This window comes from Flavobacterium sp. JAS (assembly GCF_020991455.1).
In the GTDB taxonomy this organism is placed as follows: domain Bacteria; phylum Bacteroidota; class Bacteroidia; order Flavobacteriales; family Flavobacteriaceae; genus Flavobacterium.
Genome location: NZ_JAJMOX010000007.1, coordinates 23,812 through 47,524 on the forward strand (window position 1 = coordinate 23,812; position 23,713 = coordinate 47,524).

The 23,713-nt window shown below is 33.2% G+C and carries 30 protein-coding genes; 11 read left to right on the top strand and 19 right to left on the bottom strand.

Going from position 1 to position 23,713, the window contains the following annotated elements; genetic code table 11:
* Window positions 1-65 precede the first annotated feature (65 nt).
* From LPB88_RS11420 to LPB88_RS11440, 5 genes are all read right to left on the bottom strand, one after another.
* Window positions 66-494: an SRPBCC domain-containing protein gene (locus LPB88_RS11420; RefSeq protein WP_230715592.1), complete on the bottom strand. Its 429-nt coding sequence runs from the start codon at window positions 492-494 to the stop codon at window positions 66-68.
* Between the two features lie 42 nt (window positions 495-536).
* Window positions 537-1,037 (bottom strand): DUF1772 domain-containing protein, encoded by a 501-nt coding sequence (locus tag LPB88_RS11425; RefSeq protein ID WP_230715594.1) that lies wholly within the window; start codon window positions 1,035-1,037, stop codon window positions 537-539.
* A gap of 21 nt (window positions 1,038-1,058) precedes the next feature.
* The gene (locus LPB88_RS11430; protein ID WP_230715595.1) at window positions 1,059-1,373 is read right to left on the bottom strand and encodes a cytochrome c; all 315 of its coding nucleotides are present in this window, start codon (window positions 1,371-1,373) and stop codon (window positions 1,059-1,061) included.
* Between the two features lie 77 nt (window positions 1,374-1,450).
* Entirely contained in the window at window positions 1,451-2,257 is an 807-nt protein-coding gene (locus LPB88_RS11435; RefSeq protein ID WP_230715596.1) for an AraC family transcriptional regulator, read from the bottom strand.
* Window positions 2,258-2,316: 59 nt separating this feature from the next.
* The gene (locus LPB88_RS11440; RefSeq protein ID WP_230715597.1) at window positions 2,317-3,015 is read right to left on the bottom strand and encodes a hypothetical protein; all 699 of its coding nucleotides are present in this window, start codon (window positions 3,013-3,015) and stop codon (window positions 2,317-2,319) included.
* A gap of 437 nt (window positions 3,016-3,452) precedes the next feature.
* On the opposite strand from LPB88_RS11440, the gene LPB88_RS11445 reads away from it, so the two are divergent.
* From LPB88_RS11445 to LPB88_RS11460, 4 genes are all read left to right on the top strand, one after another.
* A complete protein-coding gene (locus tag LPB88_RS11445; RefSeq protein WP_230715598.1) occupies window positions 3,453-3,779 on the top strand; it encodes a helix-turn-helix domain-containing protein in 327 nt (108 codons plus the stop codon).
* Between the two features lie 20 nt (window positions 3,780-3,799).
* On the top strand, window positions 3,800-4,567 hold the full coding sequence (locus LPB88_RS11450; protein WP_230715599.1) for a helix-turn-helix domain-containing protein: 768 nt from the start codon (window positions 3,800-3,802) through the stop codon (window positions 4,565-4,567).
* Between the two features lie 83 nt (window positions 4,568-4,650).
* Window positions 4,651-5,160: a dihydrofolate reductase family protein gene (locus LPB88_RS11455; RefSeq protein ID WP_230715600.1), complete on the top strand. Its 510-nt coding sequence runs from the start codon at window positions 4,651-4,653 to the stop codon at window positions 5,158-5,160.
* A 23-nt stretch (window positions 5,161-5,183) separates the two neighbouring features.
* Complete coding sequence (locus LPB88_RS11460) at window positions 5,184-5,864, top strand: NAD(P)H-binding protein (protein WP_230715602.1); 681 nt, start codon at window positions 5,184-5,186, stop codon at window positions 5,862-5,864.
* Between the two features lie 131 nt (window positions 5,865-5,995).
* Here LPB88_RS11460 and LPB88_RS11465 read toward each other — a convergent pair whose 3' ends face one another.
* On the bottom strand, window positions 5,996-6,244 hold the full coding sequence (locus tag LPB88_RS11465) for a hypothetical protein (protein WP_230715604.1): 249 nt from the start codon (window positions 6,242-6,244) through the stop codon (window positions 5,996-5,998).
* A gap of 116 nt (window positions 6,245-6,360) precedes the next feature.
* Entirely contained in the window at window positions 6,361-7,548 is a 1,188-nt protein-coding gene (locus LPB88_RS11470) for a patatin-like phospholipase family protein (RefSeq protein ID WP_230715606.1), read from the bottom strand.
* 479 nt (window positions 7,549-8,027) lie between these two features.
* On the opposite strand from LPB88_RS11470, the gene LPB88_RS11475 reads away from it, so the two are divergent.
* Window positions 8,028-9,455: a membrane dipeptidase gene (locus LPB88_RS11475; RefSeq protein ID WP_230715608.1), complete on the top strand. Its 1,428-nt coding sequence runs from the start codon at window positions 8,028-8,030 to the stop codon at window positions 9,453-9,455.
* Window positions 9,456-9,488: 33 nt separating this feature from the next.
* Window positions 9,489-10,697: a triacylglycerol lipase gene (locus LPB88_RS11480; protein ID WP_230715610.1), complete on the top strand. Its 1,209-nt coding sequence runs from the start codon at window positions 9,489-9,491 to the stop codon at window positions 10,695-10,697.
* Between the two features lie 19 nt (window positions 10,698-10,716).
* Here the strand turns inward: LPB88_RS11480 and LPB88_RS11485 are convergent, their stop codons facing one another.
* Together LPB88_RS11485 and LPB88_RS11490 are read right to left on the bottom strand one after the other, a co-directional pair.
* Window positions 10,717-11,484 carry a methyltransferase domain-containing protein gene (locus LPB88_RS11485; RefSeq protein ID WP_230715612.1) on the bottom strand — a complete coding sequence of 256 codons (768 nt, stop codon included), beginning with the start codon at window positions 11,482-11,484 and terminating at the stop codon, window positions 10,717-10,719.
* Window positions 11,485-11,622: 138 nt separating this feature from the next.
* Window positions 11,623-12,621 carry an NADP-dependent oxidoreductase gene (locus LPB88_RS11490; RefSeq protein WP_230715613.1) on the bottom strand — a complete coding sequence of 333 codons (999 nt, stop codon included), beginning with the start codon at window positions 12,619-12,621 and terminating at the stop codon, window positions 11,623-11,625.
* 92 nt (window positions 12,622-12,713) lie between these two features.
* On the opposite strand from LPB88_RS11490, the gene LPB88_RS11495 reads away from it, so the two are divergent.
* Together LPB88_RS11495 and LPB88_RS11500 are read left to right on the top strand one after the other, a co-directional pair.
* The gene (locus LPB88_RS11495) at window positions 12,714-13,091 is read left to right on the top strand and encodes a helix-turn-helix domain-containing protein (RefSeq protein ID WP_230715614.1); all 378 of its coding nucleotides are present in this window, start codon (window positions 12,714-12,716) and stop codon (window positions 13,089-13,091) included.
* 37 nt (window positions 13,092-13,128) lie between these two features.
* Window positions 13,129-13,923 carry an alpha/beta fold hydrolase gene (locus tag LPB88_RS11500; protein ID WP_230715615.1) on the top strand — a complete coding sequence of 265 codons (795 nt, stop codon included), beginning with the start codon at window positions 13,129-13,131 and terminating at the stop codon, window positions 13,921-13,923.
* Here the strand turns inward: LPB88_RS11500 and LPB88_RS11505 are convergent.
* The 5 genes from LPB88_RS11505 to LPB88_RS11525 all read right to left on the bottom strand — a co-directional run bounded on the left by LPB88_RS11505 (window position 13,920) and on the right by LPB88_RS11525 (window position 16,999).
* Entirely contained in the window at window positions 13,920-15,005 is a 1,086-nt protein-coding gene (locus LPB88_RS11505) for a nitronate monooxygenase family protein (protein ID WP_230715616.1), read from the bottom strand. The two genes, LPB88_RS11500 and LPB88_RS11505, sit on opposite strands and share 4 nt — an antisense overlap.
* 19 nt (window positions 15,006-15,024) lie before the next feature.
* On the bottom strand, window positions 15,025-15,405 hold the full coding sequence (locus LPB88_RS11510) for a nuclear transport factor 2 family protein (RefSeq protein ID WP_230715617.1): 381 nt from the start codon (window positions 15,403-15,405) through the stop codon (window positions 15,025-15,027).
* Window positions 15,406-15,481: 76 nt separating this feature from the next.
* Entirely contained in the window at window positions 15,482-16,216 is a 735-nt protein-coding gene (locus LPB88_RS11515) for an SDR family NAD(P)-dependent oxidoreductase (protein ID WP_230715619.1), read from the bottom strand.
* 4 nt (window positions 16,217-16,220) lie between these two features.
* Window positions 16,221-16,439 carry a 4-oxalocrotonate tautomerase family protein gene (locus LPB88_RS11520; RefSeq protein ID WP_042564553.1) on the bottom strand — a complete coding sequence of 73 codons (219 nt, stop codon included), beginning with the start codon at window positions 16,437-16,439 and terminating at the stop codon, window positions 16,221-16,223.
* Between the two features lie 26 nt (window positions 16,440-16,465).
* Window positions 16,466-16,999 (bottom strand): YceI family protein, encoded by a 534-nt coding sequence (locus tag LPB88_RS11525; protein WP_230715620.1) that lies wholly within the window; start codon window positions 16,997-16,999, stop codon window positions 16,466-16,468.
* Between the two features lie 22 nt (window positions 17,000-17,021).
* On the opposite strand from LPB88_RS11525, the gene LPB88_RS11530 reads away from it, so the two are divergent.
* Complete coding sequence (locus LPB88_RS11530) at window positions 17,022-17,213, top strand: hypothetical protein (RefSeq protein ID WP_230715622.1); 192 nt, start codon at window positions 17,022-17,024, stop codon at window positions 17,211-17,213.
* 83 nt (window positions 17,214-17,296) lie between these two features.
* On the opposite strand, the gene LPB88_RS11535 is transcribed toward LPB88_RS11530, so the two are convergent.
* Complete coding sequence (locus tag LPB88_RS11535; RefSeq protein ID WP_230715624.1) at window positions 17,297-17,872, bottom strand: Crp/Fnr family transcriptional regulator; 576 nt, start codon at window positions 17,870-17,872, stop codon at window positions 17,297-17,299.
* Between the two features lie 207 nt (window positions 17,873-18,079).
* Between LPB88_RS11535 and LPB88_RS11540 the strand changes: the two genes are divergently transcribed.
* Entirely contained in the window at window positions 18,080-18,478 is a 399-nt protein-coding gene (locus tag LPB88_RS11540; protein WP_230715626.1) for a DoxX family protein, read from the top strand.
* A 234-nt stretch (window positions 18,479-18,712) separates the two neighbouring features.
* Complete coding sequence (locus LPB88_RS11545) at window positions 18,713-19,510, top strand: thioredoxin family protein (RefSeq protein ID WP_230715628.1); 798 nt, start codon at window positions 18,713-18,715, stop codon at window positions 19,508-19,510.
* A gap of 36 nt (window positions 19,511-19,546) precedes the next feature.
* Here the strand turns inward: LPB88_RS11545 and LPB88_RS11550 are convergent, their stop codons facing one another.
* From LPB88_RS11550 to LPB88_RS11565, 4 genes are all read right to left on the bottom strand, one after another.
* Window positions 19,547-20,314: a LytTR family DNA-binding domain-containing protein gene (locus LPB88_RS11550; protein ID WP_230715630.1), complete on the bottom strand. Its 768-nt coding sequence runs from the start codon at window positions 20,312-20,314 to the stop codon at window positions 19,547-19,549.
* Complete coding sequence (locus LPB88_RS11555) at window positions 20,295-21,311, bottom strand: sensor histidine kinase (RefSeq protein WP_230715632.1); 1,017 nt, start codon at window positions 21,309-21,311, stop codon at window positions 20,295-20,297. The genes LPB88_RS11550 and LPB88_RS11555 overlap by 20 nt, the downstream gene beginning before the upstream one ends.
* A gap of 215 nt (window positions 21,312-21,526) precedes the next feature.
* Window positions 21,527-22,294, bottom strand: coding sequence for a thioredoxin family protein (locus LPB88_RS11560; protein ID WP_230715634.1), 768 nt, complete (start codon window positions 22,292-22,294; stop codon window positions 21,527-21,529).
* A gap of 143 nt (window positions 22,295-22,437) precedes the next feature.
* Window positions 22,438-23,478 (bottom strand): alpha/beta fold hydrolase, encoded by a 1,041-nt coding sequence (locus LPB88_RS11565; RefSeq protein ID WP_230715636.1) that lies wholly within the window; start codon window positions 23,476-23,478, stop codon window positions 22,438-22,440.
* Between the last annotated feature and the right edge of the window lie 235 nt (window positions 23,479-23,713).

Consider the following 23,713-nt stretch of genomic DNA (forward strand, 5'->3'; position numbering starts at 1 on the left):
GATTTTACAATCAAACGAAACTTAAAAAATAATTTTACCTATTTGAATGTCTGCGTTATTTTACTTTATTTTTCAATTATTTTCTTCATTAGGTCTAATGTTGCATCCCAATTTTTATCTGAATGCTCATACATTGTTTCTGTTGCAAAGTTGCTGTGTGTCAATGTTAGAATTGTTTTGTCGTCATTTGCTGTTAACTCAAATAAAATGACAGAATAATTCTCCGGACTGTCCGGCAATCCTGAAAAGCCACTCCAATAATTATATTCAAAAACCTTTTCAATTTCAAACTTCAAGATTACTCCTTTGTCTTCGTAGTCAACTCCTTGCCAGCTTCCTGTAAATAGAATCGGATCTCCAACTCTCCAGTTAGAGATAACTATGGTACCAAATAACCATTCTTTGATCTCCTCAGGGTTTGTCAAAACATTCCATACTTTTGAAATCGGAGCATTAATACTGATTGTCTTGTTTAAAATTTTATCCGTTGCCATATTATTTTGTCTGTTTGTTTATGAAGTAAATCATTGTCATAACTATGATTCTGAAGATGCATTTATGCTTGCAATTATGCAAAGTGCTAAAGAGATTATTGTGGCAATGGTTCTAATATTATGCAACACATTCCAGGGATTTTCAAACTTTTGTCTTGCCATACTTATTTCATCAGCGGTTGCAGTTTTTAAATCTACATTTGCCAGCATATCGTTTAATGGTACATTCCCAAATATTGTTACTCCAAAAGAGCCAATAGCATAAATAACGGCAGCCGTTAATAATAACAAAAATCTAGGCGATTGCATTGATGTGAAATTTAAATAAGTCGAAATTGGAAGTAAAAATAATGTTCCCATAAAGGATGCAAAAAACCATGGATTTTGGATCGCAACATTGATTGATTGCATTGCCGAAATATACTCTTTGTTTGAAAGTTTATTTAAACCAATTGTAACAGAACAAGAATACCCATAGTATAATCCTGCGATTAATGCTGTTGCCAGAATTGTGATCCCTAAAATAATGTTTGATAAAGACATAGCTGTTTTCATTTAAATGATTTATTTACGTAAAGTTTTTATATATAAAATAACAGATTTTATTTCTTCAAGAGTTAGTTTTTTCTTCCAGGAAGGCATAATTCGTCTTCCATTAGAAATTACCTTAAGTATTTCGATATCATCAAGATAAGAGCGTTGTAAATTTATGGCACCCCACTTGCCTTTTGTACCATCTATTCCGTGACATGCGACACATTTAAACTCAAAAACATCTTTGCCTGATTTTAAGACTGGTAAGTTTTGACTATAACTACTAATTGAAAAAAATCCGATAATTGCAATTTGCATTATCCTCTTTGATATTTTAGTTCTCATAATTTTATTTTTTGGTAAAATTATGATGCTGTTTTCATGCAAAATAGAACGAAACCGACAAAATACAGGAGAAAAAACTAAGGTGTTTTTTGAAATTCAGTAGGTGTTTTTCCAGTATATTTTTTAAAAGTTCTAATAAAATGAGATTGATCCGTAAACCCATTCTCAAAAACTATATCCGTTAAAAGCGAATAATCTTCTCTTGAAAGTTGCTCCAAAGAATTTTGAAATTGAATTATTTTGGTAAATTGTTGTGGATTTACACCAACCTGATTCACAAATAATCGTTCAAAAGTTCTTTCGGTAATGTGCAATTTTTCTCTTAAATCCTTTATGGTTATTTTTCCCTTATGACTAATTATAATATTGATCGCCGATTGGATTGTACTATCAATATTATCATTGCTTAAATCAATTAATCTTTCGATAAATGAAGAAATTATCTCAATTTGTTTATCCGCTTTTTTTGCAGTGTTAAGCTGTTCCAAAAGAAGTTTTATATCCTGATCTAATAAATTTAAATCGAAACAATCATCATTCAATTCTTTTGGATCAACTCCCAATAACATTTTTGCAGCAAAAGGAAAAAGCTGAAAAATAATTAGACGATAACTGCCTTTTATTGATAATTCAATTGGGTGAATCGTTTGTCCGTAAAGAAAAATAGAGGCTAATTTTTTATTTGCAGGCTGAAGAAATACGCCTTCCTTTGAAATATGAAACATGATTCCCGGGTAACCATCGGCAAAAAAAGGAAGAGACACCTCTTTATCATCGGCACAATCGTTTTCCAGTAAAAAAATATTTTTTACATAATTGCTTACTTTATCATTAGGCACTAAAACACTTTCCATCATAATTGTCTGCGATAAAATGGTAAACAAATATAAAAATTTTACAGACTATGACGTTATTTTATTTAAAAGTAAAAACTTACAGCTTTTTAAAAGTTTAAATTTAAAAGCACTAGTTTATTCTGGATAGTTATTAATTCTTGCATTGATTTTTTTAAATCAGCTGGCATATTATCAATTTCCTTTTCTCTGGCATAAAACTCCTTTTCATCTTTGTAATGTGAAATACTTACTAAAAGATTTTTATCCTGAAAAACAGGCAGCCTTGGAAAATCATTTTCAGTCATTTCACTCACCCAAAGTGTTATATCTTCCATTTTTGAATTTTTAAGAAAAGGAATATATGCAGTCTCAAATTGGTCAATGACTTTTTCAAGTGTGCTGTTACAAATATAAAAATCTACAACGGTAAATATTTTCTCGGTTTTTAACACCCCACTATTAACTTCTTTTTTTAATGGCCGTAACAAATAAACATTATCAGAGTTTATCATCATCTCGTTTGCTCCTTTGCCGTATTCTTTCCAGGTTGCGCTATTAATATAAAAATCATTCAAAAATTTAAATCTGGTTTTCATATCGGTAAAACCACGAAACCAAACAAACCTGTCGTTTACGTCATTAATTTTGAATTCTCCCAATGTGTAGCCACCCAATTCATCCATTTGGGCAACAAATTTCGAGTGGAAATAATCGCGAAACTTATCGGTTAAATTTGGTTTTAATAAATAATTCCGGATTTCAAGTACTTTTATGTTTTCTGAATTTTGCTGGGCTAAATTACTCATATTGTTTTGTGTATTTACTAATTGGTTTACAAGGAACTAAACGATGTTTTCTCAACAGAGACCAGACAGGTTTTAAAACCTGTCTGGTCTAACCATAGTTTATTTAAAATATTACCCACTCCCGATAGCTATCGGCACAAAGAACAAAAAAGATTTTTATTTCATGCAGATTTGGCAGATTAAGCAGATTTAAAACGGAATCATTATCTGCGCGCATTTGCTTAAATCTTTTTAAAATCTGCGTGAAAAAATTAAACACATAGACTTATTTAAACATATAGAAACAATTGTATCCAACGGTTAATCTTTTCATTTTTTGCTTTAAAGCTTTAACAAATAAAGTAATTTAATATCTTTACAACAAGTACGTACATTTAAGTACTTAAGATACCAAAAATATACTATTATTGATTATCAGTAATTTAAAAATAATATAAATGGAAAAAAATTTAAAAAAAGCATATTGTCCGGTTGATTATGCTTTTCAAAGAATAGGCGGAAAATACAAAGGAAGAATTTTATGGTATTTAAAAGATGGTTTGATGAGATACGGTGAATTGAAAAAAATTGTTGAAGGCATAACTCCAAAAATGCTAACGCAAACACTCAAAGAGTTAGAAGCCGATGAATTAATTTCAAGAAAAGTCTATGCTGAAGTTCCGCCTCGAGTTGAATATACTCTTATTGAAAATGGAATAGAATTAATCCCTTTTATCAACCAAATGAGAATCTGGGGTGAAAAGCAAATGAGTTTGAATAAATAATTGAAGTAACTTACTATATTATGCAATATCACTACGAAGTAAATACTCCTGAAAAAGATTTATTGCTGCCTTATATTTATCAATACATTCATTTTTCTTCTTCGAATGAAAAATTATTGCAAAAAAACTTATGGCCTAGCGCTAATGCCTCTTTGATCTTTAATTTTAAAAAGACAAAACTTAACGACAAATTAAGTCCTGTTGCTGTTGTAGTGGGATTGCATGACAAGATTCACACAATACAACCTGATGAAAATGATATTGATACTATTATCATTCATTGCTCTCCTGTGGTTTTTTCTCTTTTTAACAGCACAAAAAGCTCCTCTTTAACGAATAATAGTATCGATGCAAAAGACATTTTTGGAGAAGCCATCAACTCACTATCCATAGCACTTCAGCTGAATAAAAACACAAAAGAAAGGCAAAATATGCTGGACACTTTTTTTATCGGTTTACTAACTAGTATTACAGAACAAACTTCGTGTTTTACAAAACTTGCAAGAACTATTCAATCTGATCCTGAATATAAAATAATACTGGGATCAGAGATAAGCTACCGACATTTATCCCGAATGTTTAAGCAGATTATAGGGGTTAATATTCAAACTTACAGACGTTTGGCCCGGTTTGAATTGGCAAAACAATTGCTAATCAACGAAACAAATGCTTCATTAACAGGTGTTGGATATCAATCTGGTTATTATGATCAGGCTCATTTTGCAAGAGAATTCAAAAAACTATCCGGTTTAACAGCAAAATACTTTGGTCCGCTCTGCTCTGTTTAATTTTTAAGTTTATTTCGTGTATGTCCGTTGTGTACAATTTTATGCCGGTAATGCAGCATAATTTTGCTTAAAAATATTCAACAATGGAAACAATTCTTTATGTAGCCGTTTCGGCCAACGGACTAATTTTACTAACAAGCGAAAACAATTACCAAGTACCTCTTGAGTTATTACAAGATTGTATGGGGCTGGCACACCAAACAGGAAATATGGTTATCGGGTTAAATACCTACCGCCTATTTTCTAGTAATCCTAATGCTCTTGAAGCTTTTAAAGGTGTAGAAATTGCGGTACTTTCTGCAAGTTGCAAAGAAGAACTCGAAGGAGTTACTGTTCTAAAAAATATAGATGCAGTTATGGAATTTTATCAAGTAAAAGGACATTCGAAAATATTTGTTGCCGGAGGTGCTTATACCTATCAATCTTTTCTAAAAGAAGGTCACGCTGATGAATTTTATATCAACTATCTCCCTATTTTGACAGCTGCGGGAGCGCTTCTTGTTAGTCAAATGCCATCTGATAAAACTCTTGAATTAAAAGAAAATAAACTTATTGCAGAAAATATTGTTCAACTGCATTTTACAACAAAATAATGTCAGTTTTCGAAAACATTAAAATGAAAAGAGCAATAGTATTTGGCGCTACTGGTTTTGTAGGTTCTGAATTACTTTCGGAATTATTAGACAATTCGATTTACGAAGAGGTAACTGTTGTTGTAAGGAAGCCCATAAATAGTACTCACCCTAAATTGAAGGTTTTAATAGGTGACTTTAATTCTATACCGGGGTTAATTGAAAAAATTATCGTCGATGATATTTTTATTGCACTTGGAGCCATTCAAAATAGCAAACAAAGTTCAGTTGAATTTTATCAAATTGATCATGATTACCCAGTTATAGCAGCAAAAAAATTAAAAGAAAATGGAGCAAAATCTGTTTTTCTGGTAACGGCTGCCGGAGCAAATCCAAATTCAAAAATCAAGTACGTAAAAACAAAAGGAGAAACCGAGAGAGATATTATTGCATTAGATTTTGACTACACTCATATTTTCAGACCAACTATGATTGTTGGAAATAGAAAAGATAAACGTCCGTTTGAAAAAATTGGAATGATGATATGGAAACTTATCTATCCTGTTTTTATTGGAAAACAGACTGATTATAAAGAAATTGACGGAAAAGAGATCGCAAAGGCAATGAATAATGCTGCACTAAATCAGACACAAAAAGTTAAGATTTATAATTGGAAAGAAATGAAATTTTATGCTAATTCCAACGAAGCAATTCAACTTGAATAGAAGTATTAATACATTTCGATCAGTCAATATTGAGTGAAAAAGATATCACCCTTTAAAAATAATGAAGCCTGCAAAATTTAAATTTTGCAGGCTTCATTATTAATTCCCCGGCCTTTGCTACATGGATTATATCATTTGTAAAATGTTATCATATCATTTAGATTTTCTTTATTAATAAATGCTGTAATGTATTCCTGTACTTCATTACTTGTTTCAGCAGGTGTTGCAAAAGAATTGATATGAAATTCATCGTCCTGATCCAAAATATGAATTATTTCGGTGTATCCATTGGAAATTAAACTTCCTTTTAACTTAATTATATTAAACTGTTGCTGACCATCTAATTCCTTGCGTACTTTTAGTTTTATAGCTTTTTCCATGGTAAGATATTTTAAATTAATAAGCCAATGATTATTCTCAAATATAAATATTAATTTCTTAAAATTTATTTCAAAAACAAGATATAAAACTTTATTTATCAACACATTAATAACAATTATTGAAGTTGTTTTTTAGAAGCAACCTCACTATTCGAATCAATAATTGAAGTAAGTTCATTAACAATTGCCGTAAAAATAGCACTACCTTCTGTACCATTAAGATAATCTGTTGCAGTCTGAATTAGAGAATCAACATTAGATTTACTTATATTGTCCATTTGCGATTGGGCTTGTGTAATCGTTGGTTCAAGTCGGTAATAGGATAATCCCGAACTTTCTAGTCCAAGTATTTGCTGACTTGATACTAATTGTACAGCTTCGGTAATGATTTTTATAATGGCACCATCACCATTTTCTACACCTGTTAAATCGTATAAATCACTAGCCAGCCAAGGAGCCTCACCCCAATTTCCATTATCCGGATCCGGATCTCCCTGATGAGCCGTAACCAATCCTGCTCCGCCTGGATAAGTACCGGTTCCTAACGATACTAAAACTATATCACTCAATGAACTTACTAACTGAGTTCTAAATGCTTCGCTAATAGCCCAGATCGCAGGATTATTAGACATGACACCTCCATCCAGCGCCCATCTTTCATTTGCTTGTGAATTTGCTCCCTGACCACCTCCTAAATTGGCAACTGGAAAAAATGTTGGAGCAGCGCTTGTAGCTCTTGCCGCCTCCCAAACCAAATAATCATCTGATGGGTTTGAAGCATCTAGCCAATTAAACAGATATGGACCGTAATCACTTCCTTTTTGCGGTTTGTTAACCACTCCTCCACTGCTATTTATGGTATAACTAGTTGTAAAAACATGCTTTGTTCTTCCTTGTAGCACTTGCTCCATATTATTTTTTGCATCATTGAGTGAATAAGACTGATATATACTTTGCAAATAAGGCTCAATACCGTTTCCATTACCATCATCACCATAATAAAGTGATACATATTTAAAATCAGCAAATTCTTGGGAAACAAAAATTTTATCGCCATTATTCTTATACATTGCAAATATGTCTGATGCAGTCATGGGTTCTACAACCTCTGTTCCATTTGATAATAACGGAGAAGTCAAAGCAGTTGCAATAATACCTCCTGTAGATGTCCCGCCTATAATATCAAAGATTTGATAACAAGGTAATCCCATAGCGCTAGCGCTTTCTAATTGTTCAAGAAAGTAAGAAGGTATTATTCCTTTTATACCGCCTCCGTCAACTGTTAAAATTAAAATCTTACTCATAGCTTTTTATTTTATAATTAAACCATATCATTTTGATAATCAAAACTATAAAATAGAGATCATTCCTACATAAGTAGAAATACCCGTTTCGATCTGGTTTCAGAAATTTAACACAAAAAACATCGTTTAAGGATTAACTAACAAAGCTATCTCACTGATTATCATGCATAATAAAAAAACAAAAAGAGAAAAAAAGGGTAAAAATACCTAGTACTAAAAATTAAAATATTCGTTAATTTAGCGAGACAATACTTCCTTTATAAAACGAGCATTTCGGATCTCACAGAAACACACTTATTATCACAGAGATGAGCCGAAAACTGCAAATTCTTTTTTAAGTTTTATTATTATCTGCCAAAGAAAATTAATTAGGTATCATTTTACAAAAAACCGCAAAGTGATATACTTATTTCTAATTCATTTACATAAGTTCCTATCTGATTTTTTAAAATTATTAATGAATCTAATACTTTGTTATCATGAAATATTTTGTAGATATCCATAGTCATCCCACAATGAAATCTTACGGACACAGTTTTCCGTTAAAAGAAAATAGTAAAAGTCCGCTTTCTAATAGTTCAATATGGTATTATGATCCGCCAAATTTTTTAGAAAAACTCATTGACCTCATTGGAGGTTTGGTCAAATACCGACAAAGTAGTTTTTCATCAATGGGTTTTGGAAACACCGGAATAGTATTCGCTTCATTGTATCCAATTGAACGAAGTTTCTTTGATAACAAATTAGATACAGGCAACTTCAACGACATGTTATTGAACTTTGTAACTTCAGTAGGTAAAAAACGCATAGACTATATTCAGTCTATTACGGACTATTTTCCTGATCTTGAAAATGAATATAATTATCTAAAGCAATTAGATGGTAAAACGGTGAAACTTGCAGATCGTGCTCAATATCAATATACCCTTGCTAAAAATGCAACAGATGTCGATACAATCCTTAACCAAAAAATAATTGAAACCAAAAAAGTTAACGCAATAGCGGTTATTATTACAATTGAAGGTGCTCATGTATTTGGTACAGGAATTAAACCCCAAACAAACCATGCCAACCCTATTTATGTTCTGCAAAATGTTGAAAAAGTAAAAAACTGGGTTCATCGTCCCGTGTTTATTACCATGGCGCATCACTTTTATAATGAGTTGTGCGGTCAAGCCCAAAGCCTTACTGGTATTGTAAAAAAAACTGTTGACCAAAGTTTTGGTATGAACCAAGGATTTACTGAACTTGGAAAAGATGTAGTCGAAAAGCTTCTGGATAATTCTAATAATAAAAGGATTTTAATTGATATTAAACACATGAGTCGTAAATCAAGACTCGAGTACTTCAATCTGCTTGAAACAAAGTATAAAAATGAAGATATTCCGGTAATTATAAGTCATGGCGCCGTTATTGGTAATGAAAAGGATAAACATCTTTTCCTGCAGGATGACATTAATTTTTTTGATGATGAAATAATCAAAGTTGCAAAAACCAATGGCCTTTTTGGTCTACAGCTTGATGAAAGACGTATCGTAGCGCCTGGCGATTATGAATTAAAAAAAACTCATGGAATTGAAAGAAGAAAAGTTCTTTTTCATTCCTCTGTTTTAATCTGGAGACAAATACAACACATTGCTGAATTACTAGATTCAAAAGGACTTTTTGCCTGGGGTATACAAAGCCTGGGCAGTGATTATGATGGCATGATTGACCCTCTTAACGGTTATTGGACTGCCGAAAACTACCCTACTCTTTCTGATTATCTACTAAAACAAGCCTACAACTATATGCAAAACAATTCCGGAAATTTAACTCAACTCCATAATCGCATTGATCCTGAAGAAATTGTAAACCGCGTAATGGGTGATAATGCTTATAGTTTTCTAAAAAAATATTACATTTAATATCATTTGAATTAATAATAAAAAACAATAATTATGAAGCCAATAATTTTTATCCCCGGAATTGAGGCCACTGCACTGGTAAATGCCAATACATTCGATTTTGACGTAAAGTGGAATGCATACGACACCATATTTACATCTCTTGGTACTAAAATTTCCGGGCCTTATATTGAAGAAAAACTACAACAAAATCCTCTTTACGATCAAAACATCAACACGATTGTTGAACGCAATCATATTGCACGATTACCATACGACAAAACAATTTATAATATTGCTGCAAAATTTAGCGGCGATCCTGTTTATCTGTTTGGATATGATTGGCGTTTATCAAATGCTGTTAATGGTAAAAGACTTGCGCAATATGTAGAATATCTTAAAAATAAATTGCAGGACCATTCTGTAGAAGGATTCAGGTTTATTACTCATAGTATGGGAGCTCTTGTCTTCAATTGTTATTTAAGTGAATTAAATGGTAATTACGATGATATTAATAAAGTTGTTTTATGTGCTCCACCATTCCGAGGTTCTCCTTATGCAGTCATACATGCAATTAAAGGAGATGGAGGTTTGAAAAGTTTTCTAAGCAAAATATTTGGGCGAAATGAAGACATTAGAAAAGTTGTCCGCACATATCCCTCATTATTAGAGCTCGCTCCATGGTATGAAAATTCGATGACTTTTGACGACAATACTCCTGTTGATCTTACGAAACTTGATCATTGGCAATCCAATATATGGGATGATATACAACCTCTATTTGAAGCACGATTAACAGCACTAACAGATTTCAGAAATAGACAATTGTTTGATCTTTCAAAATTACCCGATACTTTACGATCAAGAATGATCATTGTAGTTGGCTCAAAAGACAAGACAATTACAGGACTAAAAGTTCTTAAGAAAAAAGAAAATATTAAAAGTTTTGTCCAACTAGACAAATTGGTTACAGGTTCAGGAGACGGAACAGTTCCTTTTGATAGTTCAACAATTTATAAAGATTCTATAAGAACAATTGAAGTAAAAAAAGAAAACCTCTTTTTAGAATTTGGCAATAATATTGATTTTCATGGCTTATTTCTTTGTGATAGCCGAGTGCAAAACATAATAAATCGAATGTTTGATGACAATATTCAAACTGCTTTTACAAGAGACAAGAAAATTAATGAACTTTTTGGCAATAAAAACAAAGATTGGTGGGAATCAATAGGAGATTCTGTTAAAAGTGTTTCTACGTTTTAAATTAATTTACCATGCTTCTTTAACCTTTCCTTCCGTAAAGTAAAATTCTTTTAAAGGCATAAATTGCAGGGAGTTTCGGAAAATTCTTTGCAATTCTATTTTTAAATGTGTTGATGAAAAGTTCTTTCTGATCTTCCTGAAGAAGTTCTACATACGGAATCAGTGCTGAACCTGAAATAAAGTCATAAAGCGCCTCATGATCATTGGCTATGATAGGATAAACTTTCTGCATGATCTGAATATCTTCCAGTCCGCCATCAAACATAATTTGCGCATACTGATCCATACTTAATACAGGAGAATCTCTTCGCCAGCCATTAAAATAAGTTTTAAAAGGTTCTTCGTCTGCTAATTGATATAAAATTTTATTCAGCAGGTTTTCTTTCTGAATGGGCATCTGTACTGCAAATTGTCCTTTTGAATAAATAGAATTAATCAGTTTCGGAAATAATACTTCATGATTATCTGACCACTGCAAAGCCGCATTACTAAAAACTAAATCCCATTTTTTATCTGATCCTGCAATATCTTCTACATTTGCACGCTCAAAACGGAGATTTTCAGTTTCTAATGACTTTGATCTTTCCAGCATTTCTGTAGAGGAATCAATTCCTATAAAATTAGTTTTACTAAACTTTTTGGCTAGTATCGAAGTTTGTTCGCCGGTACCGCAGCCTAAATCAATTGCGCTTGAAGATTCCGCCTCCTTAATTAGATCCATCAGATCATAAAAAGGTTTATATCGCAAATCTTTAAATTTATTATATACTTCTGGATTCCAAGGCATATTTTCTTCAATTTTATAATTTTAATAGCTTCTGAAAATGTAAAAAACTGTTGTTATAAAGTCAGTCGTAACCTAGCTAATTTACGATATATTTTTAAATTATAAAACCAGTCTTTAGCTCCTTGTATATTCATTAAATTAATTTGTATCAATTTGCATAACTAATTTCTTTCCTTGCGTTTTATTCTCGCGTAGTATTTTATGAGCGGTAATAACTGTAGCGGCTTCTAGACTTCCAACTATTGCAACCGTTGGCGGTGCAATCAATTTATCTTGTAAAAGAATCCTTAATTGATTCAATCCTTGTTTATAGTAATCGTATTTTTTTTCAATACCATAAGCATAATTTGAAATATTAAGTATTGTCGCGCCTTTATTAAAAAGTAATTCACGGGAAAGACTGGTAGAAAATGCTGTAACATCTACATAAATTCCGTTTGCTACTAAAAGTGGCGCAGTGATTTCTGCTATTTCATTTCCAACCAAATCTACTATAAAATCAAATTTATTGCCTTTGTTTAAAGCAATTGCCGCTTCGTCAATTTTTTGATTTTTATAGTTAATGATTTGATTTTCTTTTACACCAAGATCTATCAAAGATGCAATACTTTGATCATTGCCAGCAGTAACAATAAAATTCTCATAACCGTTTGCAATAAGCAATTTAACTAATATATTCCCTACTCCTCCTGCTGCGCCAGTAATCAAAATAGAATCTGTAAAAGAAGCTTTCATGCGATTCAAACATTGCAAAGCCGTTAAACCAACTGACGGAATTGCTGCGGCTTCTTCAAAAGAAATAGTATCCGGTTTATGCATCACAATTGCTTCCGGAACGCAAATATATTCGGCATAAGTACCGTTAGAACCCATACTTCCGGAGCCACAAAAAACGGCATCATTAACTTTAAAATCCTTCACTCCTTTTCCTAATGCCATTACAATACCGGAGAATTCACGACCCAGAATATTGGAATGCATGCGTTTCTTTTCTGATCTATTCTCTGTCATTTGATAATCAATCGGATTGAAACCTGAGGCTATAATTTTTATCTGAATTTGATTGTCTGCAGGCTGAGGAATATTTATTTCTTCCAATAGAAACTCGTTATTTTGTTGTAGTACGATAGCTTTCATTTTTATTGTTTTATTATACAAAAGTATAGCCACAAAACTTTATTTTTGTTATGGGTTAACACTTGGTAACCGGTTACCTAAGAGAAACTAGTATGGCAAAAATTAATGACAACGGAACACTTCGCGAAGCCAATTGCTCAGAAGAACTTATGGCAATGCGCGATAGCCTGGACGTATTGGGAGGAAAATGGAAACTAATGATTCTGCGTTTCTTAACCAACCGAACGCACCAAACTATTCATTTTAAGAAAATGCAACGCGAAATTGGAGGAATTTCGGCCAAAATGCTTAGCAAAGAATTAAAAGAATTGGAAACAAATTTACTAGTAAGCCGAACAGAACAAGATACTAAACCCGCAACTGTCGCGTATGCCATTACAGAATATGGAAAATCTGTACTTCCGGTAACCGAAACTTTAGTAAACTGGGGACTTTCTCATCGTAAAAAAATAATTGAATCTAATCGATAAAATTATGGTTCTCAAATAATCCTTTTAATATAATTGTATGACAACAACAATCAATAATTTGGCATTTGACAGTGGTTATTCCGATGTAAACGGACTAAAAATGTATTATGAAATTTACGGTCAAGGAAAACCTCTCATACTCCTTCATGGTGGTGGCTCAACTATTCAGACAAATTTTGAAAAGGTCATTCCATTGTTTGCCAAAAACAGAAAGGTAATTGCTGTTGAATTACAAGCTCACGGGCGAACAAACGACCGAAATGCTGATCTCACCTTTGAGCAAGATGCAGATGATATTGCCACTTTTTTAAAAAACTTAAACATAGACAAAGCTGACATTTTCGGGTTTAGTAATGGTGGTACAACTACCTTACAAATTGCTATTCGACATCCGGAAATAGTCGATAAAATAATTTTGGGTTCTGCACTTGCTAAACGCAATGGTGTTCCTGACTGGTTTTGGGATTTTATGGAACAGGCTACTTTAGAAAATATGCCTGAGCAACTTCAGTCTGGCTATAAAAAAGTAGCAGCTGACCCAAATAGTTTACAAATAATGCATGATAGAGATGTAAAAAGGATGGTTAATTTCAAAGACATTCCTTCTGAAAAAATTAAAGCTATTAAAGCTCCCTCATTAATCATAATAGGTGATAAAGATCTTATTACACCCGAACATGCTATAGAATTGCACAGAGAAATTGCAAATTCTGAATTAGCAATAATTCCGGGTGGACACGGAGAATATATTGGAGAAATAACAACAATAAAACCCAATTTTAAAGAAATTGAGCTTATTGTTCCATTGATTGAAAAATTCCTTGACAACTAAGCTTTCAACCTATCAAAATAGGTTGTGGTTTCTTCAATTAAAGAATGCATTAATTCACTCGCTTTGGTATGTTTTAGAATTGGCGCTATTTGACCTCCCCAAAACAAGATCATATCCCATTTTTCCTGATCGAGTGCTGCTTTTCGTAACGGAGACATAAAAGTAGTCTGTAACGGAAATGGCAATATAGATGCTTCTTTTCCTAGAATTTCCTTTGCAATTCTGCTGGTTAATCCGCGGCCGACTCTGCCTGTATAAGCGCGTGATAAAGTTGTGTATTTTGATGCAGCTGAAAATAACATTTGCTTGTGAATAGGTAATGCATTCGACTCGTCACAGGCTAAAAATGCAGTCCCAATTTGAGCTGCGCTTGCGCCTAAAGCCAAAGCCGCTGTAACACCTTTTCCGTTAGCGATTCCGCCCGCTGCAATAACGGGGATTTTTACTTTTTCCCGAATTAACTGCAATAACACAAAACTTCCCGTTAAAGATGATTCTGCCGAAGCTAAAAAAGAAGGTCGATGTCCGCCCGCTTCAAAACCCGAAGCGATAATCATATCTACACCGGCATTTTCTAAAAAGATAGCTTCGTCTAATGTTGTCGCTGCGCCAACAGTAACAATTCCTGATTTTCGGCATTGTTCTAAAACATTGGCAGATGGAACTCCAAACATAAAACTGAATACTTTGGGACGAACCTTTAAAATGACTTCAAGCTGATTCTCAAATCTGGATTGAAATGAGGCTGGTTTCTCCGGCAACGGAATTCCAACTTCATCAAAATACGGTTTAAATATTTCTTTTGCTTTATTAAATTGCTCGTCTGAAATACCATTCGGATGCATATCAGAATCCGAAACCCAAAGATTTAGATTATACGGTTTATTGGTCGCCGCTTTTATTTGTTTGTCTGCTTCAAAAATTTCCTGCGGACTCATTGTATAAGCTCCATATCCGCCAAGTCCGCCTGCATTTGAGACTGCGGCTGTCAATTCTACGGATGATAAATTTCCTCCAAATGGTCCCTGAAGAATGGGATATTGGATTCCTAACAACTTCGAAGCTTCTGTATTGTACCACATGACTTTATAGTTTTAGAGTTTATTCGCTTAAATCTGTCAACATTTTATTGACGATAAGCCATTGACCATCAATCTTATGGAGAGATAAAAAATCTCGATAATTAAAGTCGTACATTTTAACATTAATCTCTGCAATCGCAATAGAATTTACGACTTTTATATTCAGAATTTGGCCTTTAAAAGGTTTTCCTGAATCTTTTGGGCTTTGTCTGTTTTTGACACCATCCAAATAAAGATCTACCGTTTTGAAGTAGGGTTGTCCTTTTACATTTCCAAAAACTAATGTTCCTGGATGAAAAATACTCCCCAATAACATTTCGTCGCCTTCGTAAATTCCTTTAAAATAATAGTTTTCTACTACATCTGTAATCGCTGCTATATCTGCCTGCTGATTTTCCATTTTAATTCTATTTTGTGCTTTAAGTCCTGCTGTTACACAGGACATCAAAGCTATTATCACTATAAAAGTTTTCACCTTAGTTTAAATTATGTCCAGCTGCTTTACCACCATCAACATTGATAATTGATCCGGTAATAAAATTACTTTTTGCTACAGTATAAACCATTTCGGCAACATCATCGATTTCTCCAACTCTGTTTAGTAAATGTAAACCTGCATTCTGATCTGCTTTATCACCGTGCATTGGAGTACGAATAACTCCAGGAGCAACAGTATTTACACGAATATTTTGTTTTCCAAATTCGGCTGCCAACTGAATTGTCAAGGCATGAATAGCACCTTTACTTGATACCGGAGCCGAAGCTGGCCATCCACCCAAACCGTGATTTACAAGTGGAGTTCCGATGTTGATTACTACTCCACCTTTTTGTTCCAACATTTGAGAAATCACTGCTTGTGTAGTAAAAAAGGTTCCTTTTAGATTTGTTTTCAAAAATTTATCTAAATACGCTTCGTCAACTTCCAAAAACGGTTTGCTGTCAAAGATTCCGGCGTTATTCACAAGTACATCTGCCGATCCAAATTTTTCGATTGCCAGAGCAACCAATTGCTTTCCTGTTGCTACATCGCTGACATCGCCAGCAAACAATGCAAGATTATCACCTGCTCCAAATTCATTAAAAGTGTTTTCTAATGCACTTGGCGTTAATGAATTGATGACAACATTGTCACCTCTGTCCAAAAAATATTTTGCAATTCCTTTTCCTATACCAGATGCTGCACCTGTTACGATTATTGTTTGTTTTTTCATGATTTTATTTTTTATCGGCTGTTATGCCTTTTTCTCTTAATACTGATACTTGTTCTCCTGCGTAACCCCAATCGTCTAATTCAATTTCCTGAATTACAACGTGAGTTAAGTGCGGATCTTTGTTTAAAACGTCTGTAATCAAATTGGTTATTCCGCTTATTAATTCCTGTTTTTGCTCACGAGTTACTCCTTCGCGAGTCAATTCAATTTTTACGTAAGGCATGATTTTAATTTTTTAGTTTGTTCTAATTATATTGCTTTAGCAGAAATATTGAAATCCAATTCAAAATCATTGTAAATCAATGTATCTCCCAAGTCTTTGAAGAAATTACCTGAACGGAATCTGATGTCGTATTTGGTACGATCAATTACCAGTTTACCCGAAAGTGTAATTGCATTTTCAATATTCTCTACGCTTGCTTCAAAACCAACAACATGCGAAATATCTTTTATAGTAAGATTACCTTCAAGATAATAAGTGTTGCTTGACAATTCTTTTACGGAAAGAATATCAAAAGTTGCGGTTGGGAATTTTTCGATAGAGAAAAAATCATCTGAAGCAAGGTGCCCTGCAAATTGTTCGTTTGTTGCAGGATCTGTAATGTCCAGAATTTTTATTGTAGAAGTATTAATAACGATATTACCTCCTTTTACCTTTCCACCATTCAAGATGAAATTACCTTCTTTGATACCAATTGTACCATTATGTGCACCAGTAACTTTTTTACCAGTCCATTCTACGTTGCTATTTGAGCTTACGATTTTAAAATTTGTTGTTTCCATTTTTATTGTATTTAAAAGTACAATGCAAAGGAACGGCGGATATAGAAATTGGTTACGTGACCTAGATCACATTCTGATTTTGGGGTTAAATCAGAAGAGTTCCGAAGGAACAAAATATATTGTAGAGATGGATTTTAACCCATCATTCGCAATCAGAACCCAATCTTGTCATTTCGACGGAGGAGAAATCTTCGCAAGTAGCTCGACAATTTAGGAAAAATACTTGTGTTAGTTTCTTGCGGAGATTTCTCCTCCGTCGAAATGACAAACTAAACGCAAACATGACAAAAATCTTCTTTACTTATGAGCCTGTAATCGGCTTAAGGTTTCTCTGGAAACACCCAAATAAGCAGCAATCAAATGTTTTGGGACAAGATTGTACAATTGAGGATATAATGCCAAAAGCTCTTCGTAGCGTTTTTTGACATTGTTATTCATAAAAGATAAAAGCCTTTTTTGCGATGCTATATATCCTTTATTGGTTCGCCAGCGAAAAAAATGTTCCACTTGATGGAATTCTGCACATAGTTTCTCGCGGTCATTACTCGAAAGACAAAGCACTTCGGCATCAGTAATACAATCAATGTTTATTGTTGCGATCGTTTGATTGTATAAAGCATTATAATCAGAAGTCCACCACGTTGGCATTGCAAACTGAAGTATATACATCTTTATATCATCATTTATATAAAAGGCTTTTAAACAGCCCGAAACCACAAAATATTCGCAATCAACATGATCTCCGGCACTCACAATAGTTTGTCCTTTCTTGAAAGAAATGGGTGAAAAATGAGAAAAAAAGTAATCGAATTCCTTTTCTGTCAATACAGCAGTTTTGGCAATATGTTCTTGTAATAATTCTTTGGCTCCCATTCTTATAATTATGAATTTAATTCGTTCAGAAAGTATTCCTCAAAGTTACGGAATCGGCATCAGATCAAAACGGTTGTTCTATACAAAAGCTAAAAGTTTATAATGTCTGATTCAAATCTAAAATTGTCCATTTCAGTAAAAAAGCAGTATGATTTTGATCGCGTCTGACGCAATTTTGTACTGTTTAACAACTTAAAATTTAAAATCATGAACACAAAAACAACAAAAATTATTTATTGGACAGGAATTATTCTAACCTCTTTATGGTTTGGTGCCAGCGGTTTTTTTGAACTTACAACAAATCCTGTGGTTTGGAAAATTACACAGCAATTGGGTTATCCCGAGCATTTTATTTATTTGCTTGGCGTAATGAAAGTGTCAGGAGTTATTACATTATTAATTCCAAACAAATTACTAAGATTGAAAGAATGGGTATTTGCAGGTATTTTCTTTGATATCATTTTTGCCTTCTTCTCAAAACTGGTTGTATTAGGTTTTCCTGCTACAATCGATGCTATAATTGCTTTTGCGATGGTAAGTGTAACTTATGCCATGTTTAGAGAATTGTACACTGCAAATTATACCAAAAATATAGTGGTTGACTAATTTTACTCTAATTAGAAATTACAAAAAATGCCTGAGAACTTAATCTCGGGCATTTTTGATTTGTAACTAAAATTGGTCCTAAGATTCAATCTAAGCCAATTTTATTTATACCGAAAATTGGACTATTCAACTACTATTCTGGTCAGTTGGCACTTTTTTACTTATTAACGCCCAATTGCAACTCTACCTTTGAATAAAATAACAGCTAATCAATAATTTTTAAAATAAAACATTATGAAAAATACTCTTTTAATACTCGCAGCGATCGCACTTTCCGGTCTCTTTTTCCTCAACTGTTTCATGTTTCCGGATAGTCAGGAGGAATTAATGGGAAACTCCAAATCTGAAAAAACGAATCTGGAAATCTCTAACAATAATGGTTTCGCCGTTGTAGAACTTTTTACTTCAGAAGGCTGTTCGAGTTGTCCCCCAGCCGATGAATTAATAGCGAAACTCCACCGCGAAGCTGGTAACAAAAACATTTATCTCCTGGCGTATCATGTAGATTATTGGGATCGTTTAGGATGGATCGATCAATTTAGTTTGAAAGAATTTACAAATCGACAACAAAAATATCAGGATTGGCTTCACTTGTTTATAATGTACACGCCTCAATTTATCATTAACGGAACTACAGAATTTGCAGGTTATAATGAATCGGCGCTAAACGGAAAAGTTTCAGATGCTTTAGAAATCAAAACAACGGCAGATTTAGCCTTAAGAGCAAAACCTGATAAAGATTCTTTAGAAATTCATTTTAAGACCAATCTATTAGAGAAAAACACCAGTTTGTTTGTGGCTACAATTCAAAAACAAGCCACTTCGAAAGTAATTCGAGGTGAAAACAAAGACAATACATTACATCATATACAGATTGTAAGACAGCTTAATTCTTTTGAATTAACGAATAAAGAAGGAAAAGTTACTGTCCTGAAAACCAATAATTTAAATCCGAAAGACTTTGAGTTAATTGGTTTTATTCAAAATACCGTTACCGGAAAAATACTTATAACAACAAAAGCTGATTTATAATAAATCAGCTTTTGTATTTGTGTAGATAATAATATCTTATCTATTCTCTAACCAACTCAAAAAAGCAGTTGCTTTCTCTTTTCCAACCAGTAATTTTTCTTCCGTCGGAATTGTCAATTTGATGATTAATTTGCGCGAAAAATAATGTTCTGCTTCTCTGATAGCCGAGAAATTAACCAAGTATTGTCTGTTGATTCTAAAGAATTGTGTTGGAGACAATAGCTTATGAACCTCATCAAGAGATTGTGTAATTTGATATTCTGTTTTGTCAAAAGACATAATCGTTGGAGTTTCATTTTTGATATAGAAAAAGGCAATATTCTCCGTTAAAACCGTTTGATATTTATTGTTTTTAAAGACCAAAAAACTGCTTTTTCCTGCATTCTCCCCTGTTCTGGTCAATAAATATTCGAAATCAGGCATCATTTTTTTATTCCTTTGAAAGAAATTCTTCAGTTCGCCTACTTTCTTAATTGCCGATGCAATACTTTCTCTTGAAAAAGGTTTCAATACATAATCGACTCCGTTTGATTTGAAAGCCTCAATAGCATAATCATCAAAAGCAGTACAGAAAATTACAGGCGATAAAACCTCAACGTTTTTGAAAATCTCAAAACACAAGCCATCTGCCAACTGAATATCCATGAAAATAAGATCTGGCTGATCATTTTCTAAAAGGTAACTCACGGCGCCATCTATGCTTTGTATATACGACAAAATTTGAGCATCGGGCCTGATACTCAAAATAAGCTGGCCAAGAGCTTTGGCCGTTTTTACTTCATCTTCAATTATTATGATAGTCATAGATCATTGGTATTTTTACTTTAAAAGTAGTTTCAGTTTTGTCAATTTCAATTTCTTTATGGATTAGATGTGCAAAACGCTGATTGATATTATCAAGACCAACGCCTGTAGATAACACGCCTCTTTTCAGTTGTATATGATTTTCGATAACCAGAAAATCATTTTCAGAATATAGATTAATCTGCAAAGGTTTATCCAAAGAAACAATATTATGTTTGATGCAATTTTCAATTAATAATTGCAAAGTAAAAGGCGGAATAGCCGAATCGTATTGTTTTTGATCTACTTCGTTTATGAGAACAAATCCGTCCTCAAAACGGGCTTTCAATAAATAAACATACGAATCTAAAATTTGAAGTTCTTCCCGAAGCGGAATTAAATCTAGTTTACGACTTTCGAGGGTAAAACGATAAAAGTCCGATAACTTCAAAATAAAGTCAGAACTCTGTGGATCCTGAATATCTACCATTGATTTTAGTGTATTCAAGCTATTGAATAAGAAATGAGGATTAACCTGCTGTTTTAGAAGCTCATATTGTGCGCCAAGATTTATAGCGTGAGTACGTTCTAATTCCATTCCCATTTGCTGCGTTTGATAGTTTTGAAAAAGCAAATGCAGAAACATATAAACAATCAAATTGATCAGAATCCCTCGCAATTCAAACATAATTGGAGCATCCATTTTAGAGATTTGAAAAAGTTCCTGATGTCCAATTACGAGTATTACCATAATCACGATCCCTAATAATACACTCAATAAAAGCTTCCAGTTAAATAGACTTTTATTTGTGCGCTGTGCCGAAAATTTTGGCAGACTGTAAATATTATAATACCAAATAAAAACGGAGAACATTAGCGTAATCGACGAATTAATGACAATATCTCCAGGTGTCGAATCGGTATCGAATAATTTAGGTATCGAAGCAAGAATCGCTAATGCTATAGAACTTCCCCAAATTACCTTGCGGGAAACGTGAAAGCTTTTTACTTTTTCCATATTTTTTATCTGTTTTTTAGCTCTTGCTTTGTCAAAGATAGGATATTTTAAAAGGCAATTTATTTCGTTCTGATTTTTACATCACAAAATAAATTACCTTTATAAATATAAACTATAACTTTAAATAAAGTATTAAAAATGATTGTTTTTCAAATAGTAACCAATAGTCTATTCTTTAAAGTAATCATTCTCATTACTCTGTTTTCTATTAATTTTTATAATGAAGAAGCCTTAAAATCTGCTCTGTTGACTCCTAAAATACTTCCGGTTTTACTGTCTTGAATAAATCCAATTACTTCAAAATCATTTGTGTTGAAATCCTTTGGAAGATGTATCGAAACTGATCCTTTTTTATCTTTTAAATCTATTGTATGAAGATGGTGAACAATTTGATAATGTGATAAAACACGGTGTGCATTCTCCCCTCTTTTTACATTGCTTTTGACAGTTTTTTGAACCACCGCAATCAATAATTGATTGTTTCTTGAAGTTCCTTCTACAGTATAATTCACTGCCAGATTGTTATTGTTTTGAGTAGCTTCTAGTGATAAATCGGTAAGAGCTGGTTTAGAAAGTGCCGTTTTAATTGCATTTCTCACAACCGTTTCCTGAGAGGCGATATAATCTGCTTTTCCGTTTACGATTACTTGTGGTGTGTAAATAGGTTCTTTACCCAGAAATTTTGCATACTCGTACTGTCTTTTGGTATAATCAGCATTACTAAAAATGTCTTTCCAGCCTTGTTTGTCCCAATAATCTACGTGATAAGCCAAAACATAAACATTGCTGTCTTTATATTCGTTTTGGATTCTTCCCATCAATTCATCTGCGGGAGGACAACTCGAACAGCCTTCGGAAGTGTATAATTCTAATAAGGCAAAACCTTTAGTTTCTTTTTTCTCAGGATTATTTTGACTAAAAGCCATCGTTCCTGCCAGAAGAAATAAAGCAATCCAAACCGGTAATAATTTTATTTTTTTCATGATTTTATATTTAATGTGTTATTTGCATTCCTGCAAGATTTTCAAAACCTTGTAGGTATATTTTGCTTGGAATAGTTAGATTTTCCAGACTTAAGATCAAACCTACAAGGTTTTGAAAACCTTGCAGGATGAGTAATTTGGTGTTAATTCTTAAAACCATCAACATCAATTATTGCTTGCGCAAATGCTTTTGGATCTTCTTGCGGTACATTATGTCCGATGCCTTTTAGAATTCTGTGTTCGTATTTTCCTGTAAATTTATCTGCGTACGCTTTTCCATCTGCGTAAGTGCCATCAAAATCGCTTCCTATTGTAATCGTCGGTACTTTAATTGTTGGTCTTGTTGCAAGACGTTTCTCTAAGCTATCGTATTTAGATTCTCCGGCTTCAAGCGATTGACGCCATCTGTAATTATGAATCACAATTGCTACGTGATCAGGGTTGTCAAAAGATTGAGCAGTTTGATCATACGTGGCTTTGTCGAATTTCCATAACGGAGAAGCCAATTGCCAAATCTGTTTATTAAATTCATAAGTGTTTTGTGTATATCCTAATTTTCCTCTTTCGGTAGCGAAATAATATTGATACCACCATCCAAGTTCTGCTTTTGGAGGCAATGGTTTTAAATTGGCTTCTAAATTTACAACCAGATAACCACTTACCGAAACTAATCCTTGTAAACGTTCCGGCCAAAGTGCCGCCATTACAACCGCTGTTCTTGCGCCCCAGTCAAAACCACCAATTATGGCTTTATCAATTTTAAGTGCATCCATCAAAGCAATAATATCACTGGCTAATGCAGCTTGTTGTCCGTTTCTAAAAGTATCTTTTGAAAGAAATGTTGTTGTTCCTGATCCTCTTAAATAAGGTGTGATTACTCTGTACCCTTTTGAAACTAGAATGGGAACGACTTCATTATAACTGTGAATGTCGTAAGGCCAGCCGTGAAGCAAAATTACAGGAGTTCCGTTTGAAGGTCCTGCCTCTGTATATCCTACGTTTAATAATCCGGCGTTGATTTGTTTTAAGGTTCCAAGTGAACTGCTTACTTCAATTTTTTTTGTGTTTTGTTTATCTGATTGAGCCGAGATTTGTGTAGCTGTAAATACTAAAACGGCAATTAAAACTACTTTTGAAGCTACTGTTCTGATAATGTTTCTTTTGATTTTGGATATTGTTTTCATCGTTTTTAATTTTATAATAAATTGATTACTAGTTAATTTCTTCATCAAAAGTATTACGATAACGGTTCTTATACAATCAGAAAACAGCTCAAACGGACAAAGTAAAGACTGAAATGGACAGGCATAAAGTTGAAGTTTTAGGCTTATATAATGTCTGAGATTAGTTTATTGTTCTGTCTTAAAACTTACTTTCTTCAATAAAACAAAAAAGGCTCTGATCTTTATATTGAGATCA